Source organism: Mumia sp. ZJ1417 (genome assembly GCF_014127285.1).
GTDB lineage: Bacteria > Actinomycetota > Actinomycetes > Propionibacteriales > Nocardioidaceae > Mumia.
In genome coordinates this window covers 669,525-685,508 of sequence record NZ_CP059901.1, presented here as the reverse complement: position 1 = coordinate 685,508, position 15,984 = coordinate 669,525, and the positions used below count along the sequence as shown (strand labels likewise).

The window sequence follows — 15,984 nt, the reverse complement described above, 5'->3', positions numbered from 1 at the left end:
CTCGGTGACCCTCGGCGGCCACCACACTGTGACTCCACACGACCCCTGCGGACGGCGTGGGGGGGTGACCACAGGGGGACGACTCATGACCGATCCGGGGATCACCGGCACTGGCTACGCGGTTCCGAAGCGGGTGCGCGACGACACCGACCCCGTCTACGCGACGCTCGACCGCATGCCAGGACCAGCAGGCGTGGCGGAGGCCGACCTGTTCACCGGCGCAGGTCAGCGCCGGGTCCTCGGAGCGGACGAGGAGATCGAGAGCTTCATGGTTGACGCCTGCCAGCAGGCGCTCGACGAGGCGGGGATCGACGCGACCGACATCGACCGGATCTACGGGTACGCGTCGGTCCCGACGTACTTCACGCCCAACTCCCTGTACGAGGTGCACGCCCGCCTCGGCATGCGCCAGGACAGCCTGGTCGTGCCGCTCAACAGCGACTTCAGCAACTTCCTCCTCGGGCTCGTGCACGGCCACGAGGCGATCGTCGCCGGTGGCTGCGCGCGTGCGCTCGTCGTCACCGGATCCAACTGGACCCGCCACGTCGACTACCGGCGCGGGCACGCGCAGGCGATCGGTGACGGCGCAGGGGCGGCGGTGCTCTCCGCTGGCGGGTCGCTGCGCCTGGTCGACCACCACACACGGACCTTCGGCTGGGCGTACACGTCGATGACCATGGCCGTACGTCCCCGTCACGCGGTCGACTGGGCAGGGATCCCGGTCGGCAAGGACGGCAACCCGGCCCCGACGTACCTCCTCGAGTCCGACGCCGGCGTCGAGGTCTACCAGACGATCATGCGCGACGGCCTCCCCGATCTGGTCGGCGAGCTGCTCGCCCGTCACGGCCTCAGCGGTGCCGACGTCTCGCTGATCACGCACCAGGGCTCGCGTGCGCTGCTCGACCACTGGGCGGGACGGCTGCGGCCCGCCGCATACCTGGAGACGCTGGAGACGTTCGGCAACCTGACCCACTCGACGTACCCGGTCAACCTCGCCCTGCACGCCGGCCAGGTCGAGACCCCGTACGTGGTCATCGCCGCGGTCGGCACGGGCTTCCACGTCACGGCGCTGCTGCTGCGCGTGACCTGACGGCTACGTCTTCGCCTGCGCCAGGAGCTTCGCCGGACCGAGGCCGTCGAGGTACGCCGAGCCGAGCTCCGGGAAGACCATGTAGAGCCGCTTGACCCGGTCGACCCCCGACAGCGACACCATCGCGTAGCCCTGCTCCTTGAACGCGACGCACCCCGAGGCGATCAGGAACTCCATCGTGTAGCGGAACCCGTCAGGCAGGCGGCGCATGAGGTCGAGCGTCCAGCCGATCTGCCGGCCTTCCTCCTCGGTCACGCTGAACAGGCACGGCGTCGTCCCCGCGTCACGAGCGGCGCGGACGAACAGGTCGAGGGCGATACGGTGGCGGAGCTGCACCCGTCGCCCCTGCGAGCGACGCCGAGCCGCGGAGGTGCGCCGACTCCGAGGGAGACGGATGCTGGGACGGCGGAGAGGAGCGCAGATGGCCGAGCGAGCGAGCCCGTTGGACACCGACCAGGCGCGCGCGGCGTTCTTGGAGCTCCAGCGCGAGCGCGGCCACGCGATCCTGTTCACCGGCAGCGGGATGCAGCCGCTGCTGCGCTATCTCGAGGGCGCCGACCACCCCGACGGACCACGGCTCGCCGACTCCCAGCCGTGCCTGCGCAGCCAGGACCTCGAGGAGGTCGGGGACGACCGTCACACGACGTTCTTCGAGATGCTCGGCAACTGGAGCTTCGGCGGCGAGGTCGGCAACTCGTACTTCATGTCGTACCAGCGCACCGCCGCCGCCGTGATCGACAGTCCCGACGTGTTCCGCACCAGCCTGCTGTGGCCGCTCGTCGCACAGCCGGAGAAGCTGCGCGGGAGACGGTACCCGGAAGTGGCACAGCGCCGCGACCAGGTCGTCGACCTCGTCCGCGAGCAGCGCGAGCGCTCCCGTGCGGCAACGAAAAAGGAGCACCGGTGACCCAGAACTTCCGGGAGTACCTCGAACAGCTGATCCACGAGGGCTACACCGTCCGGCACGACGAGCACGGCTCCGACCCCGATCTCATCGACCCCTTGGGCAACCCGATCGAGACGTGGCGCGACGACTACCCGTACGACACACGGATGGACCGCGACCGCTACGAGCGCGAGAAGTACCGCCTCCAGGTGGAGCTGCTGAAGTTCCAGTACTGGGCGCAGGACACCGACACCAAGTACGTCATCCTCTTCGAGGGACGCGACGCCGCCGGCAAGGGCGGGACGATCAAACGGTTCACCGAGCACCTCAACCCGCGCTCGGCCCGCGTCGTCGCGCTGACGAAGCCGACCGAGACCGAGCGCGGTGAGTGGTACTTCCAGCGCTACGTCCGGCGGCTGCCGACGTACGGGGAGATCGTGCTGTTCGACCGGTCCTGGTACAACCGCGCCGGCGTCGAGCGCGTGATGGGCTTCTGCACCGACGTCGAGTACGAGCGGTTCATGCACCAGGCGCCGCTGTTCGAGGACATGCTCATCGACAGCGGGCTGAACCTCACGAAGCTGTGGTTCTCGGTGACCCAGCTCGAGCAGCGCACACGGTTCGCCGTGCGCCAGATCGACCCGGTACGACGGTGGAAGCTGTCGCCGATGGACATCGAGTCCCTCGACCGGTGGGACGCCTACACCGACGCGAAGGAGGCGATGATGCTCCACACGGACACCGACATCTCACCGTGGACGGCGATCAAGAGCAACGACAAGAAGCGGGCACGCCTCAACGCGATGCGGTTCTTCCTCAGCCAGTACGACTACGAGGGCAAAGATCCCGAGATCGTCGGGTACGCCGACCCCGAGCTCGTCCGCCGCGGCCGCGACTCGGTCGGTGACTGACGAGCGCGGCTCGCCCTCGCAGGCGCGAAGAGGGGTCCTCCCAAAGTGGCGTACGCCGTACTAGTACGGCGTACGCCACTTTTGGACGAGCCCCTGTCGTCGACGGCGCGCGCGGCTACGCGGGGAAAGGCCCCGCGTGCAGGAGCGCACTCGGCAGGCGCCGTCCGATCTCGTCCTGCAGCCAGCCGGCCGCGTCGATGAGGTTCTCGAGGTCGAGGCCGGTCGAGACGCCCGAGCGTGCGAACGTGTAGACGAGGTCCTCGGTCGCGACGTTGCCGGTCGCGTTCGGCGCGAACGGGCAGCCTCCGACGCCGCCGATGCTGGCGTCGAGCACGTGGACTCCCGCAGCGACGCCCGCGACCGCGTTGGCGACGCCGGTGTTGCGGGTGTCGTGAAGGTGGAGCCGACGCCTCGTGCTCGCCGGTGCCCGGCGTCCGAGGAGCGCGAGGCGATCGGACACCGCCGCGGGGACGGCGACTCCGATCGTGTCGGCGAGCGCGATCTCGTCGGGTCCGGCGTCGACGACACGGGCGATCACGTCGTCGAGGCGCTCAGCGGGGACCTCGCCCTCGAACGGGCATCCGAAGGACGCGCCGATCGTGATGCTGGTCGCGAGCCCGGCGGCGCGCGCGTCGGCCACGATCTCGGCCGCGGCCTCGCACGCCTGGGCCGTGGTCGTGCCCTGGTTGCGCTGGCAGAACGTGTCCGAGGCGACCACGACGACATTGACCTCGTCGACTGCAGCGGCGAGCGCGCGCTCCAGCCCGCGCCGGTTCATCACCAGCCCGAGGTACGCGACATCGTCCGTACGAGGGACGGAGGCCATCACCGCCTCCGCGTCGGCCATCTGCGGCACGCGCCCGGGGTGGACGAAGCTCACCGCCTCGATGCGCCGTGCTCCGGCCGCGATCGCCCGCTCGATCAGCGCAACCTTGACGTCGGTTGCGAGCACGACCGACTCGTTCTGCAGCCCGTCCCGCGGAGAGACCTCGCAGATCTCGACGCTCGTCACAGGTCCTCCAGATAGGCGATGGCCCGGTCCACCGAGACCACCTGGGCATACTTCGCCTGCAGGTCGTACAGGTTGGCCTCGTGCGGGCCGCTGGCACGATCGGCGACCGCGTCGCGGACCACTATCGGGATCAGACCGTGCTGCAGCGCGTCGACGGCCGTCGCACGGACGCATCCGCTCGTCGAGACACCCGCAACAAGCAGCGTGTCGACGCCGAGCGAGGCGAGCGTGGACGACAGCGACGTCCCGAAGAACGCGCTCGCGTACTGCTTGACGATCACCGGCTCGCCGGGCGCCGGGGCGACGGCATCGACGATCTCGGCACCCGGCCCGCCACCGGCGAAGCCTTGCAGCACGGGCAGCTTGCGGACGAAGACGCCCCCGTCGGCACCGCTCGTGTCGTACGCGACGCGGGTGTGCAGCACCGGGACGCGGGCCGCACGCGCTGCGCCCAGCACGCGGCTCGCCGGTCCGAGCACGGTGTCGGAGGGCAGGCACAGCGCCGAGTCCGGGTCGAAGTACGCCCGTACGAGGTCGACCATCACCAGCGCCGGGCGTCGACCCGGGGGAAGGTCGACGCCCAGCGCCGGCGGGAACGCGTCCGCGGGGAGCGGACTCACAGGGCCACCGGCGGCTTGGGGGCGGGGAGGCCGGTCTCCTCCTCGCAGCGGGCGAGAATCTCCTCCAGCGGTGGACCGGCGTCGAAGGTCGGGAGCACGTCCGGACGATCCGCGATCAGCTCCGCGCGCAGCGCGTCGGTCGCGTTGGCGTCAAGAGCGCCCGAGTCGTCGCACACCACCCCGAAGCGGCGGGCGCCCTCGGCGCTCACGAGGCCGCGGCGCACCTCGAGACCGACCAGCTCGGGATCACGGGCGAGCGGGTCGCCCCACCCACCGCCACCCCATGTGACGAAGTGCAAGAGGTCGCCACGCGCGACCGGCACGTCGTGGACCTTGCTCGGCAGGACCTCGCGGGTGCCGTCCGCGCGCTCGAGCCACTTGCGGCCACGCGCGCCGGGAGCACCGCCGTTGACGCCCCACGGGTATGTCAGCCAGCGGTCGTCGTGGATCGCGATCGTCCCGGGCTCGAGGAATCGGTACGCGACGTCGACCCCGTTGCCGCCACGGTGCAGGCCCGCACCTCCGGTGTCGGCGACGGTCTCCCACGCCTCGACCCTCAGCGGGTAGTACGACTCGAGGTACTCGCAGGGGATGTTGACGAACGACGGCCAGAGCGAGTGTCCGTCCGGACCGTCGCCGATCGGGCGGCCGGGGATGCCGCCGAAGCCGATCGAGTACAGCTGGAACCACTCGCCCTTGCGCTCGCCCTCGCTGTAGTTCCCCGAGTACATGAAGTGCGGGGACGACGAGAAGCCTGCGGCATTGAGCAGGTCGGGGTTGGTCTGGCCGAGCAGGCCGCCGAACAGGTCGAAGACGCGCCCGATGCCGTGGTTGCGGGCGTTGAGCGCCGCGGGGAACTTCGGCTTCCAGAACGAGTCCTCGGGGATCTCGACGTCGACCAGCGGATAGAAGCCGTCGTTCCAGAGGATCTGGGGGTCCGCGACCGTGATCATGTAGATCCCGAAGAACATCCGGACGAGGTTCTCGTTGATGAAGTAGTTGATCGGGCCCTGCGCCTGCGGACTGCTCCCGGTGAAGTCGAGAAGAACCTTGTCGCCGTTGCGGGTGAGACTGAGCTTGAGCTCGTACGGGCCGTAGCCGACGCCGTCGTCGCAGATGTAGTCGGTGAACGACAGCGTCTCGCCGTCCTTGAACACCATCTGCAGCAGCGCCTTCATCGCGCGGTAGTTGCGGTCGAGCAGCGCGTCGAGTGCGGAGGTGTAGGTGTCGGCGCCGAAGCGCGCGCACAGCTCCTGGACCCGACGGCCGGCGGTCCGGCATGCGGCGACGAGCCCGTTGAGGTCCGCGCGGTTCCAGTCGGGCTTGCGGACCTGGTTGAGGATGATCCGCAGCGCGTCTTCGTCGAGCACACCCTTCTTGTAGAGCTTGAAGGGCGGGATGACCACACCCTCCTCATAGATCGTGCGCGCATCGGTCGGCATCGACGCGGGAGTCTTGCCCCCGACGTCGGACATGTGCCCGAACATCGACGACCACCCGACGATGCGTCCCTCGAAGTAGATGGGCATCACGATCAGCCAGTCGTTGGCGTGGCTGATCGCGGCTCCGCACGAGTATGGGTCGGAGGTCAGGAGGACGTCGCCCTCCTCGATGGTGCCGTCGAAGTTCTCGAGGAAGTCGGGGATCGACAGCCCGAACTGGCCGACGACCATCTTGCCGTCGGGGTCACCGATCAGCGGGAACTCGTCGTGCTGCTCGCGGATGCCCGGAGACAGCGCCGTACGGAACAGCACCTCGTCCATCTCGTACCGCGCATTGCGCAGCGCGTTCTCGACGAGGTCGAGCGTGATGACGTCAACGTCCACCGCAGGCAGCGGCTCGGTCGCGGTCTGGATGATCTGTGCCATGTCTCAGCCCTCCACGCCGGCGCCGGCGCTGTCGTCGATGGGTCGGATGAGGAGGCTGCCGCTGGGGTGGACCGTCGCGGCGTGGCCGGGGAGGACGAGCGTCGTCGAGTCCATCTCGACGACGACCGCAGGTCCTACGACGACGTCGCCTGCGCGGAGCAGGTCGCGCTGGAAGAGGCCGGCGTCGGCCGGGCCTCCGTCCACCCAGATGCGTTGCGTCGCCGTGCGTGCCGCCGACGGGTCGCCGTCACCGGCGGTGAGCGTGGGGGCGCTCACCGCCGGCCGGGGGCCTGTCGCGGTCGCACGGACCGTGACGATCTCGTGCTCGTTGCCGAGCAGGAACGAGAACAGCCGTTCGTGCTCGGCATCGAAGGCGGCACGCAGCGCGTCGAGGCCGCCGCCGCTCCCGTCGAAGGCGTGCAGGTCGATCTCGACCGGGATCTCGAAGCCCTGCCCGTGGTAGCGGAGGTCGGCCGCGTACGTGAGCGTGAGGGCGTCCTCGTCGAGACCGTCGCGCAGCAGGGAGGCGCGCGCGTCCTCGGCGAGCTCAGAGAGCACGTCGCGCAGGCTGTCGTCGTCGAGCGCCGAGAACGGGCGCATGAGGGTCCGGACGGCCTCGTCGCGCATGCTCGTCGTCGCGTCCCCGTACGCGCACAGAACCCCCGGCGACGGCGGGATGATGACCGGCCACGCTCCGGTGAGGCGGCCGAGGGCGTTGGCGTGCAGCGGGCCGGCACCGCCGAATGCGACGAGCGCGAAGTCGCGCGGGTCGAAGCCTTGCTGGACCGACACGAGCCGCAGGGCGCCGAGCATGTTCTCGTTGACGATGTCGACGATCCCCTCGGCGGCCTCCTCGACGCTGGCGAGGTCGGTCGCGTCGACGATCGTCTGCACGGCCGTCGTGGCGGCGTCGCGGTCGAGGGTCACCTCGCCGCCGGCGAGCGACGTCGGGAGATAGCCGAGGACGACGTTGGCATCGGTGACGGTCGGGTCGGCGCCGCCCTGTCCGTACGCGGCCGGGCCGGGTACGGCGCCCGCGGACTGCGGCCCGACCCGCAGCGCCTGGGTGAGGGCGGGCACGTGGGCGATGGAGCCGCCGCCGGCACCGACCGTACGGACGTCGACCGACGTGGCACGGACGGTGAGGTCACCGACCTTGGTCTCGCGACCGATCCGGGGCGTGCGGTCCTGGACGAGCGCGACATCGGTCGAGGTGCCGCCCATGTCGAAGGTCATGAAGTCGGTGAACCCGGCCTGCTCGGCGACCCAGGCTGCGCCGGTGACGCCGCCGGCCGGACCCGAGAGGAGCAGCGAGACGGGGTTGTCGGCGGCGGCTGCGGCCGAGGTGAGACCACCGTCGCTGCGCAGGATGTAGAGGTTGCCGTCGACCCCGGCGGCCGACAGCTGGTCGCCGAGGTTGGCGGTGTAGCGGGCGACGCTCGGCTGGACGTAGGCGTTGGCGACCGTGGTCAGCGTGCGCTCGTACTCGCGCAGCTCGGGGAGGACCGACGACGACACCGAGATGGTGAGGTCGCCGAGAACCTCGGCGGCGATCTTCGCGACGCGCCGCTCGTGGTCGGGGTTGGCGTAGGAGTTGATGAGGCTGATGCTCAGCGCCTCGACTCCCTGGGCCGCGAGCGACTTCAGGGCTCGGCGTACGTCGGCCTCGTCGAGATCCTCGACGACGGAGCCGTCGCTGGCGATCCTCCCCACGACCTCGACGGTGTCCTCCAGCGCGGCGAGCGGCTCGGGCTTCGGCCAGATGATCCAGCCGGCCAGCCCCCCGGGGACGAACGACCGCGCGATCTGGAGCACCTGCCGGAAGCCGCGGGTGGTCACGAGCCCGACCCGCGCACCCTTGCCCTCGAGGATCGCGTTGGTGGCCACCGTCGTGCCGTGCATGACGTCGCCGACCTGGTCGAGACCGATGCCGGCGGTCTCACAGACCTGGCCGATGCCCTTGAGGACGCCGATGGACTGGTCGTGCGGGGTCGACGGTGTCTTCGCGCGATAGGTCTCCCCCGAGCGTTCGTCGACGAGCAGGATGTCGGTGAACGTGCCCCCGACGTCCACACCGAGCCGGTATGTCATGTGCCCTCCTTGGGATCAGTCGGTCGTCAGACCACGCCGGCGTCGCGCAGCGTGGTCAGCCGGTCTTCGTCCATGCCGAGCAGGCCTCGGTAGACGTCGTCGTTGTGCTCGCCGAGCTCTGGACCGAGATGGCGTACGGAGCCTGGCGTGCCCGAGAGCTTCGGCGCGACGTTCTGGACGGCGAACTCGCCGAGCGTGTCGTGCTTGAGCCGCACGATCGCCTCTCGTGCGGCGAAGTGGGGATCGTCGAGCATGTCGCGCGCCCGATAGATCCGGCCCGCAGGAACGCCGCCCTGGTTGAGGCGCTCGAGGAGGTCGTCGGCATCGATCCCGGCTGTCCACGTCGCGATGATGTCGTCGAGCTCGTCCATCGACGCGCCACGAGAGCCGTGGGTCGCGTAGCGCGCGTCGTCGGCGAGCTCGGGGCGCTCCATCACCGTGGCGAGCCGACGGAAGACCGTGTCCTGGTTGGCGGCGATGAGCACGGCGTCGCCGTCGCGCGTCGGATAGACGTTGCTGGGCGAGACGTTGGGGAGCACGGTGCCGGTGCGCTCGCGCTGGTAGCCGGCGATCTGCCACTCGGGGACCATCGACTCCATCAGCGCGAGAACCGACTCGTAGATCGCGGCGTCCACGACCTGACCACGCCCCGTCCGCTCGCGGGCGTGCAGCGCGACGAGCGTGCCGACGCAGGCGAACGTCGCGGCAAGGGAGTCGCCGAGCGAGACGCCGGTACGGGCTGGGGGCTTGTCGGGATCGCCGGTCACGTAGCGGATGCCGCCCATGGCCTCGCCGATCGACCCGTACCCCGCACGCTCGGCGTACGGGCCCGTCTGACCGAAGCCGGTCACCCGGGTCACGACGAGCCTCGGGTTGATCTCCCACAGGGCCTCAGGAGAGAGCCCCCAGCGCTCGAGCGTGCCCGGCCTGAAGTTCTCGACGAGGACGTCCGCCCGGGCGACCAGCTCGCGGACGATCTCCTGGCCGCGAGCGTCACGGAGGTTGGCGGTGACGGAGCGCTTGTTGCGCGCGACGACGGGCCACCACAGCGAGAGCCCGTGCGGCTTCTCCCGACCCCACTGCCTCATCGGGTCGCCCTTGCCGGGGTCCTCGACCTTGATGACGTCTGCACCGAAGTCTCCGAGGAGCTGTCCGCAGAAGGGGCCTGCGAGGAGCTGACCCATCTCGATCACACGGACGTCGGACAGCGGCGCGGCAAGATCCGTCACGCGAAGAACCTCCCAAGGTTCGTATACAACTCGTAGAAAATCGAGCGAGTGCGCGAGGCACTGAATGCCAGCGACACTAGGGTTGCAGCGCGACTCCGGTCAAGGATCTCGTCAGGCCAACAGAGTTGTATGCAATCTGCGAAACCTCGCTGCTATGCTCCGCGAGTCATGACGAGGAGAACAGACTCCGGTGCCAACGCCGACCGGACGTACGAGGCCATCCGCACGCAGATCCTGTCCGGACGCCGCCTGGGCGGTGAGTGGCTGCGCGAGGAAGACCTCGCCAAGGAGCTGGGGGTCAGCCGCACCCCCGTACGCGAGGCCCTGCGACGCCTCGCCGCCGACGGGCTGGTGCGACACGAGCGTCACCGCGGCGTCCAGGTGCAGAGCTGGAGCGTCGACGACGTCGAGGAGATCTTCGAGATCCGCGGCATGCTCGAGGCGTACGGCGCCCGGCGAGCGGCCACCTCGGACTCGCTCGACATCGCCGAACTGTCCGCGCTCGCCGAAGCGATGCAGCGTGCCGCCGAGGAGCACGACCTCGACGCCGTCACCGCGCTCAACAACCGCTTCCACGCGGCGATCGTCGACGCGGCGGGGCGGGCTCGCCTCGGTCCGCTGCTCGCATCGCTCGTCCACGTCCCCCTCGTCCACAACACCTTCGCGCACTACACGGCGGAGTCATTGCAGCGCAGCCTCGACCAGCACTGCGAGGTCGTCGCCGCCCTGCGTGCCGGCGACCCCGACTGGGCGGAGTCGGCGATGCGCGCGCACATCCGGCACGGCTGGGTCTCGATCCGAGACCGCCTGCCCGCCGCTCCCACCTCGGACGCCTGACCGCGTTTTCTTCCCTCCGTACGAATCACGGCCGATCCCCGTCACGGCGGGAACCTTGTGCTGCACTCATCTCAATCTGGTTTTTCTAATCTCTTGTAAAAACTATTGCGCCGCCGCTACCGTCCTTGTGACAGGTCCGCCGAGGCGGGCCACGAGGCTGTGTCCATCACGGAAAGAGAGGCGCGCCGATGACCCGCCGCACGCTGTACGACGCGGACCACGAAGCCTTCCGGGAGACCGTTGCGGCCTTCATCGAGAAGCACGTCGTCCCCCACGCCGAGCGGTGGGAGGCCGAGGGCAAGGTCGACCGCGAGCTCTTCACCGCCGCCGCGGCCGACGGCATCCTCGGGTTCGCGATCCCTGAGGAGTACGGCGGAGGCGGAGTCGACGACTTCCGCTTCAACGCCATCATGGGCGAGGAGATCGCCCGCAACCCGGTGAGCAGCGGCATGGGGTGCGTCGCCCTCCAGAACGACATCGTCTTCCCCTACTTCACCGACCTGACCAACGACGAGCAGAAGGCCCGCTGGCTGCCCGGCATCGCCCGCGGCGAGCTCGTGACGGCGATCGCGATGACCGAGCCGGGCACCGGCAGCGATCTCGCCGGCATCCGTACCCGCGCGGTGCGCGACGGCGACGAGTACGTCGTCAACGGGGCGAAGACGTTCATCTCGAACGGCCAGAACGCCGATCTCGTCGCCACGGCGGTCCGCACCTCCGACGATCGGCACGGCGGGCTGAGCCTGCTCGTGATCGAGGACGGCACGCCCGGCTTCACGCGCGGTCGCAACCTCGAGAAGATCGGTCTGCACGCGCAGGACACGAGCGAGCTGTCGTTCGAGGACGTCCGCGTGCCGGCCGCCAACTTGCTTGGGGCGGAGGGTGCAGGCTTCCTCGGACTGGTCCGCAACCTCCCGCAGGAGCGCATCTCGATCGCCGCTGGCTCGGTCGCCGCTGCCGAGGGGTCGTTCGAACGGACCCTCGCCTACGTGAAGGAGCGCCAGGCGTTCGGGAAGCCGATCGGCAGCTTCCAGAACACCCGCTTCGTGCTCGCCGAGATCGCGACCGAGCTCCAGGTGAGCCGCGCATACCTCGACGAGATGGTGCGCCGTCACGTCACCGGGGACCTGACGGCCGAGGACGCCGCCGCCGCGAAGTGGTGGTGCACCGAGCAGCACGTCCGCATCGTCAACCGCTGCCTGCAGCTGCACGGCGGCTACGGCTACATGCGCGAGTACCGGATCGCCCGCGACTACGAGGACGCCCGGATCACGACGATCTACGGCGGCACGACCGAGATCATGAAGGAGATCGTCGGCCGCGGCCTGGGCCTGTGACCTCCTCCTCATCGAGACCCACCTGACCCACAGCCGAAGGACCTCGCCATGACCGAGACCGCCTACATCTACGACACCCTCCGTACCCCGCGCGGCAAGAACCGCGGCGGCGCCCTGCACGCGACCAAGCCCGTCGACCTCGTCGTCGGGCTGCTCGACGAGCTGCCTGAGCGCAACCCAGGCCTCGACCTCGAGCGCATCGACGACGTGGTCCTCGGCGTGGTCTCGCCCGTCGGCGAGCAGGGCGGCGTGATCTCCCGCACCGCCGTGCTCGTCTCCGGTCTCCCCGAGAGCGTGCCCGGCGTCCAGCTCAACCGCTTCTGCGCCTCCGGGCTCGAGGCCGTGAACACCGCGGCGGCCAAGATCGCCTCCGGCGACGCGATGGTGATCGCCGGCGGCGTCGAGTCGATGTCGCGCGTCCCGATGGGCAGCGACGGCGGCGCGTACGCCCAGGACCCGTCGACCTCCTACGACGCCTACTTCGTCCCCCAGGGCATCGGCGCCGACCTGATCGCGACGATCCACGGCTACTCGCGCGAGGACGTCGACGCCTTCGCGCTGGAGTCGCAGCGGCGTGCCGAGCACGCTTGGACCAACGGCTACTTCAAGCGGTCGATCGTCCCGGTCCGCGACATGAACGGTGTCCTCGTGCTCGACCAGGACGAGCACCGGCGCCCCGACGCGACGGCGGAGTCGCTGGCACGGCTGCGGCCAGCGTTCGCCGGCCTCGGGGCCCAGGCGGGCTTCGACGCCGTGGCGCTTCAGAAGTACCACGCGGTCGAGCGGATCGAGCACGTCCACACCGCCGGCAACTCCTCCGGGATCGTCGACGGAGCGGCGCTCGTCCTCCTCGGCAGTCAGGCCGCGGGCGCGGCGATGGGGCTCACGCCGCGCGGTCGCGTCGTGGCGTCGGCGGCCGTCGGCAGCGAGCCGACGATCATGCTCACCGGCCCGACCCCGGCGACCCGCAAGGTGCTCGACCGCGCCGGGCTCACCGTCGACGACATCGACCTCTTCGAGCTCAACGAGGCGTTCGCCTCGGTCGTCCTCAAGTGGATCGACGACCTCCAGCTCCCCCCGGAGAAGGTGAACGTCAACGGTGGCGCGATCGCGATGGGCCACCCGCTCGGGGCGACCGGCGCGATGATCCTCGGCACCGTCCTGGACGAGCTCGAGCGGCGCGACGCCCGGTACGGCCTCGTCACCTTGTGCGTCGGCGCCGGGATGGGCGTCGCCACCATCATCGAAAGGCTCTGACCATGACCACCATCGAAGGCATCCGCTGGGACAAGGGCGCCGACGGCGTCGTCGTCCTCACGATGGACGACCCCACGCAGCGCGTGAACACGATGAACGACGTCTGGGTCTCCTCGTACGCCCGCGCGGTCGAACGCCTCGAGCAGGAGCGGGACACGATCACGGGCGTCGTCCTGACCAGTGCCAAGCTCACGTTCTTCGCCGGAGGCGATCTGCGACTGCTCCAGCAGGGCTCGCCCGAAGACGCCCCCGTACGGACCGCTCACGTCGACGCCATCAAGGCGCTGATGCGCCGTCTCGAGACGCTCGGTCGTCCCGTGGTCGCCGCGATCAACGGCACCGCCCTCGGCGGTGGGCTCGAGGTCGCCCTCGCGACGCACCACCGCATCGCCGTCGACGCCCCCGACCTGCGCCTCGGCACGCCCGAGGTGACCTTCGGGCTCATCCCCGCGGGCGGGGGCATCACGCGCACGGTCCGCATGCTTGGTCTGCAGACGGCACTGACGGAGGTCATCCTCAGCGGTGCGCGGCTCTCCGCGGCCAAGGCGCACGAGCTCGGACTGGTCGACGAGCTCGTGAGCAGTCCGTCGGAGCTCCTCCCCCGCGCTCGCGCCTGGATCGCGGCCAACCCCGACGCCACGCAGCCCTGGGACCGCAAGGGCTTCACGATCCCCGGCGGCGGTCCGACGAGTCCGTCGATCGCCGCGACGCTGCCCGCGATGGCTGCTCTGCTTCGCCGCCAGCTCAAGGGCGCCCCGATGCCCGCCCCGCGTGCTGCGCTCGCCGCCGCGGTCGAGGGCGCGTACGTCGACGTGGACACCGCGACGTTGATCGAGACGCGCTATCTCGTCAGCCTCACCAGCGGCCAGGTCAGCAAGAACATGATCCACACGTTCTTCGCCAAGCAGCGCGTCGACGCCGGGGCCAGCCGGCCCGAGGGCCATCCCCCGTCCGAGGTCCGCCGGCTCGGCGTGATCGGGGCCGGGATGATGGGCGCGGGGATCGCGTACGTGGCCGCGAAGGCGGGCATCGACGTCGTCCTCGCCGACGTCAGCCTCGACGCGGCGACCCGCGGCAAGGGGTACGCCGAGAAGCTGGAGGCGAAGGCGCTCGCACGCGGGCGCACCGAGATCGCGAAGTCGGGCGCCTTGCTCGCGCGGATCACGCCGACCGGCGACGTCGCGGACCTGGCCGGCGCCGATCTCGTCGTCGAGGCCGTGTTCGAGTCGGTCCCGGTGAAGCAGGAGGTCTTCTCCCGGGTCGAGCCTGTCGTCCTTCCCGACGCGGTGCTCGGCTCCAACACCTCGACGCTCCCGATCTCGACGCTCGCCGAGGGCGTCACGAGGCCGGAGGACTTCATCGGCATCCACTTCTTCTCCCCGGTGGACAAGATGCCGCTGGTCGAGATCGTGCGCGGCGCCAAGACCTCGGACGCGACGCTCGCCAGGACGTTCGACTTCGTCCGCCAGATCCGCAAGACCCCGATCGTCGTCAACGACCAGCGAGGGTTCTTCACCTCGCGCGTGATCGGCACCTTCATCAACGAGGCGGTCGCCGCGGTCGGAGAGGGCGTCGAACCGTCGACGATCGAGCAGGCCGCGCTGCAGGCGGGCTATCCGGCAGGGCCGCTCCAGCTCCTCGATGAGCTCACGCTGACGCTGACCCACAAGATCCGCCAGGAGACGCGGGCCGCGGTCGAGGCCGAGGGCGGCACGTGGCAGCCGCACGGTGCCGACGCCGTCCTCGATCGCATGATCGGCGAGCTCGACCGGCGCGGCCGGTCGACCGGGGGCGGGTTCTACGCGTACGACGAGGACGGACGCCGGACCAGCATCTGGCCCGGGCTGCGCGAGGCGTTCGCGTCCGGCTCCGTCGAGGTGCCGTTCGTCGACCTGCAGGAGCGGATGCTGTTCGCCGAGGCGATCGACGCGGTGCGCTGCCTCGGCGACGGAGTGCTCACCTCGGTCGAGGACGCCGACGTGGGCTCGCTGCTCGGCATCGGGTTCCCGCCGTGGACGGGCGGGGTGCTCCACTACATCGCGCAGTACGAGGGAGGGACTGCCGGGTTCGTCGCTCGTGCGCGCGCGCTCGCCGCGGCGTACGGCCCACGGTTCGAGCCGCCGGCATCGCTGGTCGCGGCGGCCGAGGCTGGCACCGTCCTCGTCTGACGTGGCTCACGGCGAGGGGTCGGCCGGCACGCGGTCAGTGCCGGCCGATCCCTCCGAGCACGAGCTCCTGGGTGGCCTTCACGAGGTCGTCGAGCGTGCGATGCCCGGGGTCCCACCACTCTGCCGCCCAGTTCATCGCACCGAGGATGAGGAAGCGGGCGAGGTTCGGATCGAGGTCCGGACGCAGAGCGTCGGCGGCGATGGCAGCCTCGAAGAGGTCGCGCCACATGTGGCTGTACGCGGCCTCCTCGGCGGCGGAGCGCTCTCGGACCTCCACCGGCACCTGCCCAGCGTTGCGGACGGAGGCCGTCGTGTAGTCGCTGATCAAGAGCTCGTAGCGCAGATGCGCCTCGATCGCGGCGAGGATCTTGTCCATCGCGCCGGTGCCCTCGGGGAGCGCGGCCAGCACGTCGGAGACGTGCCCGCGGACGCGGTGGGCACCCACGTACATCACCTCGGCAATCAACGCGTCGCGAGAGCCGAAGTAGTAGTAGATCGCCGGCGCCTGGAGGCCTGCTTCGGCGGCGACGTCCTGCAGTCGCGTGCCGGCGTAACCTTTGCGGCTGAGCACCCGCGCGGCGGCATCAAGGATCCGCTCCCTGGTCCGATGGGACTTCGGGAGAGGACGGGTCGTACCCGACCGACCCCGCGCCCCCGTCTGCTCCGTCACGGGCAAGA

Annotated in this window: 14 protein-coding genes; 7 read left to right on the top strand and 7 right to left on the bottom strand. The window is 70.2% G+C overall.

Annotated elements, in window-relative coordinates; all coding sequences use genetic code 11:
* Window positions 1-85: 85 nt before the first annotated feature.
* Window positions 86-1,090, top strand: coding sequence for a 3-oxoacyl-ACP synthase (locus tag H4N58_RS03210; protein ID WP_167249047.1), 1,005 nt, complete (start codon window positions 86-88; stop codon window positions 1,088-1,090).
* A 3-nt stretch (window positions 1,091-1,093) separates the two neighbouring features.
* Here H4N58_RS03210 and H4N58_RS20320 read toward each other — a convergent pair whose 3' ends face one another.
* A complete protein-coding gene (locus H4N58_RS20320; protein ID WP_220471287.1) occupies window positions 1,094-1,426 on the bottom strand; it encodes a phosphatidylglycerol lysyltransferase domain-containing protein in 333 nt (110 codons plus the stop codon).
* Between the two features lie 85 nt (window positions 1,427-1,511).
* On the opposite strand from H4N58_RS20320, the gene H4N58_RS03200 reads away from it, so the two are divergent.
* Window positions 1,512-1,997 (top strand): alanine--tRNA ligase-related protein, encoded by a 486-nt coding sequence (locus H4N58_RS03200; RefSeq protein WP_208322825.1) that lies wholly within the window; start codon window positions 1,512-1,514, stop codon window positions 1,995-1,997.
* Window positions 1,994-2,887, top strand: coding sequence for a polyphosphate kinase 2 (gene ppk2 / locus H4N58_RS03195; protein WP_167249049.1), 894 nt, complete (start codon window positions 1,994-1,996; stop codon window positions 2,885-2,887). The genes H4N58_RS03200 and ppk2 overlap by 4 nt, the downstream gene beginning before the upstream one ends.
* Before the next feature lie 115 nt (window positions 2,888-3,002).
* Here the strand turns inward: ppk2 and H4N58_RS03190 are convergent, their stop codons facing one another.
* From H4N58_RS03190 to H4N58_RS03175, 5 genes are read right to left on the bottom strand one after another with little or no spacing between them, the layout of a single operon-like run.
* The gene (locus H4N58_RS03190) at window positions 3,003-3,899 is read right to left on the bottom strand and encodes a hydroxymethylglutaryl-CoA lyase (protein ID WP_167249052.1); all 897 of its coding nucleotides are present in this window, start codon (window positions 3,897-3,899) and stop codon (window positions 3,003-3,005) included.
* A complete protein-coding gene (locus H4N58_RS20315) occupies window positions 3,896-4,519 on the bottom strand; it encodes an isochorismatase family protein (protein WP_279587723.1) in 624 nt (207 codons plus the stop codon). The genes H4N58_RS03190 and H4N58_RS20315 overlap by 4 nt, the downstream gene beginning before the upstream one ends.
* Window positions 4,516-6,387, bottom strand: a complete 1,872-nt coding sequence (locus tag H4N58_RS03185) for a hydantoinase B/oxoprolinase family protein (protein WP_167001502.1) — start codon at window positions 6,385-6,387, stop codon at window positions 4,516-4,518. Before H4N58_RS03185 ends, H4N58_RS20315 begins: the two co-directional genes overlap by 4 nt.
* A 3-nt stretch (window positions 6,388-6,390) precedes the next feature.
* Entirely contained in the window at window positions 6,391-8,478 is a 2,088-nt protein-coding gene (locus H4N58_RS03180; protein WP_167249054.1) for a hydantoinase/oxoprolinase family protein, read from the bottom strand.
* 26 nt (window positions 8,479-8,504) lie between these two features.
* Window positions 8,505-9,707, bottom strand: a complete 1,203-nt coding sequence (locus tag H4N58_RS03175) for a CaiB/BaiF CoA-transferase family protein (protein ID WP_208322826.1) — start codon at window positions 9,705-9,707, stop codon at window positions 8,505-8,507.
* A 168-nt stretch (window positions 9,708-9,875) separates the two neighbouring features.
* Between H4N58_RS03175 and H4N58_RS03170 the strand changes: the two genes are divergently transcribed.
* The 4 genes from H4N58_RS03170 to H4N58_RS03155 all read left to right on the top strand — a co-directional run bounded on the left by H4N58_RS03170 (window position 9,876) and on the right by H4N58_RS03155 (window position 15,306).
* The gene (locus H4N58_RS03170; protein ID WP_167001500.1) at window positions 9,876-10,544 is read left to right on the top strand and encodes a GntR family transcriptional regulator; all 669 of its coding nucleotides are present in this window, start codon (window positions 9,876-9,878) and stop codon (window positions 10,542-10,544) included.
* Between the two features lie 188 nt (window positions 10,545-10,732).
* Window positions 10,733-11,881 carry an acyl-CoA dehydrogenase family protein gene (locus H4N58_RS03165; protein ID WP_167001499.1) on the top strand — a complete coding sequence of 383 codons (1,149 nt, stop codon included), beginning with the start codon at window positions 10,733-10,735 and terminating at the stop codon, window positions 11,879-11,881.
* Window positions 11,882-11,929: 48 nt separating this feature from the next.
* Complete coding sequence (locus tag H4N58_RS03160) at window positions 11,930-13,138, top strand: acetyl-CoA C-acetyltransferase (protein ID WP_167001498.1); 1,209 nt, start codon at window positions 11,930-11,932, stop codon at window positions 13,136-13,138.
* A 2-nt stretch (window positions 13,139-13,140) separates the two neighbouring features.
* Window positions 13,141-15,306 carry a 3-hydroxyacyl-CoA dehydrogenase NAD-binding domain-containing protein gene (locus H4N58_RS03155; protein WP_167249056.1) on the top strand — a complete coding sequence of 722 codons (2,166 nt, stop codon included), beginning with the start codon at window positions 13,141-13,143 and terminating at the stop codon, window positions 15,304-15,306.
* Window positions 15,307-15,340: 34 nt separating this feature from the next.
* Here the strand turns inward: H4N58_RS03155 and H4N58_RS03150 are convergent, their stop codons facing one another.
* A complete protein-coding gene (locus H4N58_RS03150) occupies window positions 15,341-15,976 on the bottom strand; it encodes a TetR/AcrR family transcriptional regulator (protein ID WP_167001496.1) in 636 nt (211 codons plus the stop codon).
* Between the last annotated feature and the right edge of the window lie 8 nt (window positions 15,977-15,984).

What these genes read in the sequence shown, in the direction of transcription:
- H4N58_RS03210 (WP_167249047.1), top strand. Translation starts at nt 86, where the DNA reads ATGACCGATCCGGGGATCACCGGCACTGGCTACGCGGTTCCGAAGCGG.
- H4N58_RS03200 (WP_208322825.1), top strand. Translation starts at nt 1,512, where the DNA reads ATGGCCGAGCGAGCGAGCCCGTTGGACACCGACCAGGCGCGCGCGGCG.
- H4N58_RS03160 (WP_167001498.1), top strand. Translation starts at nt 11,930, where the DNA reads ATGACCGAGACCGCCTACATCTACGACACCCTCCGTACCCCGCGCGGC.
- H4N58_RS03185 (WP_167001502.1), bottom strand. Translation starts at nt 6,387, where the DNA reads ATGGCACAGATCATCCAGACCGCGACCGAGCCGCTGCCTGCGGTGGAC.
- H4N58_RS03170 (WP_167001500.1), top strand. Translation starts at nt 9,876, where the DNA reads ATGACGAGGAGAACAGACTCCGGTGCCAACGCCGACCGGACGTACGAG.
- H4N58_RS03165 (WP_167001499.1), top strand. Translation starts at nt 10,733, where the DNA reads ATGACCCGCCGCACGCTGTACGACGCGGACCACGAAGCCTTCCGGGAG.
- H4N58_RS03180 (WP_167249054.1), bottom strand. Translation starts at nt 8,478, where the DNA reads ATGACATACCGGCTCGGTGTGGACGTCGGGGGCACGTTCACCGACATC.
- H4N58_RS03155 (WP_167249056.1), top strand. Translation starts at nt 13,141, where the DNA reads ATGACCACCATCGAAGGCATCCGCTGGGACAAGGGCGCCGACGGCGTC.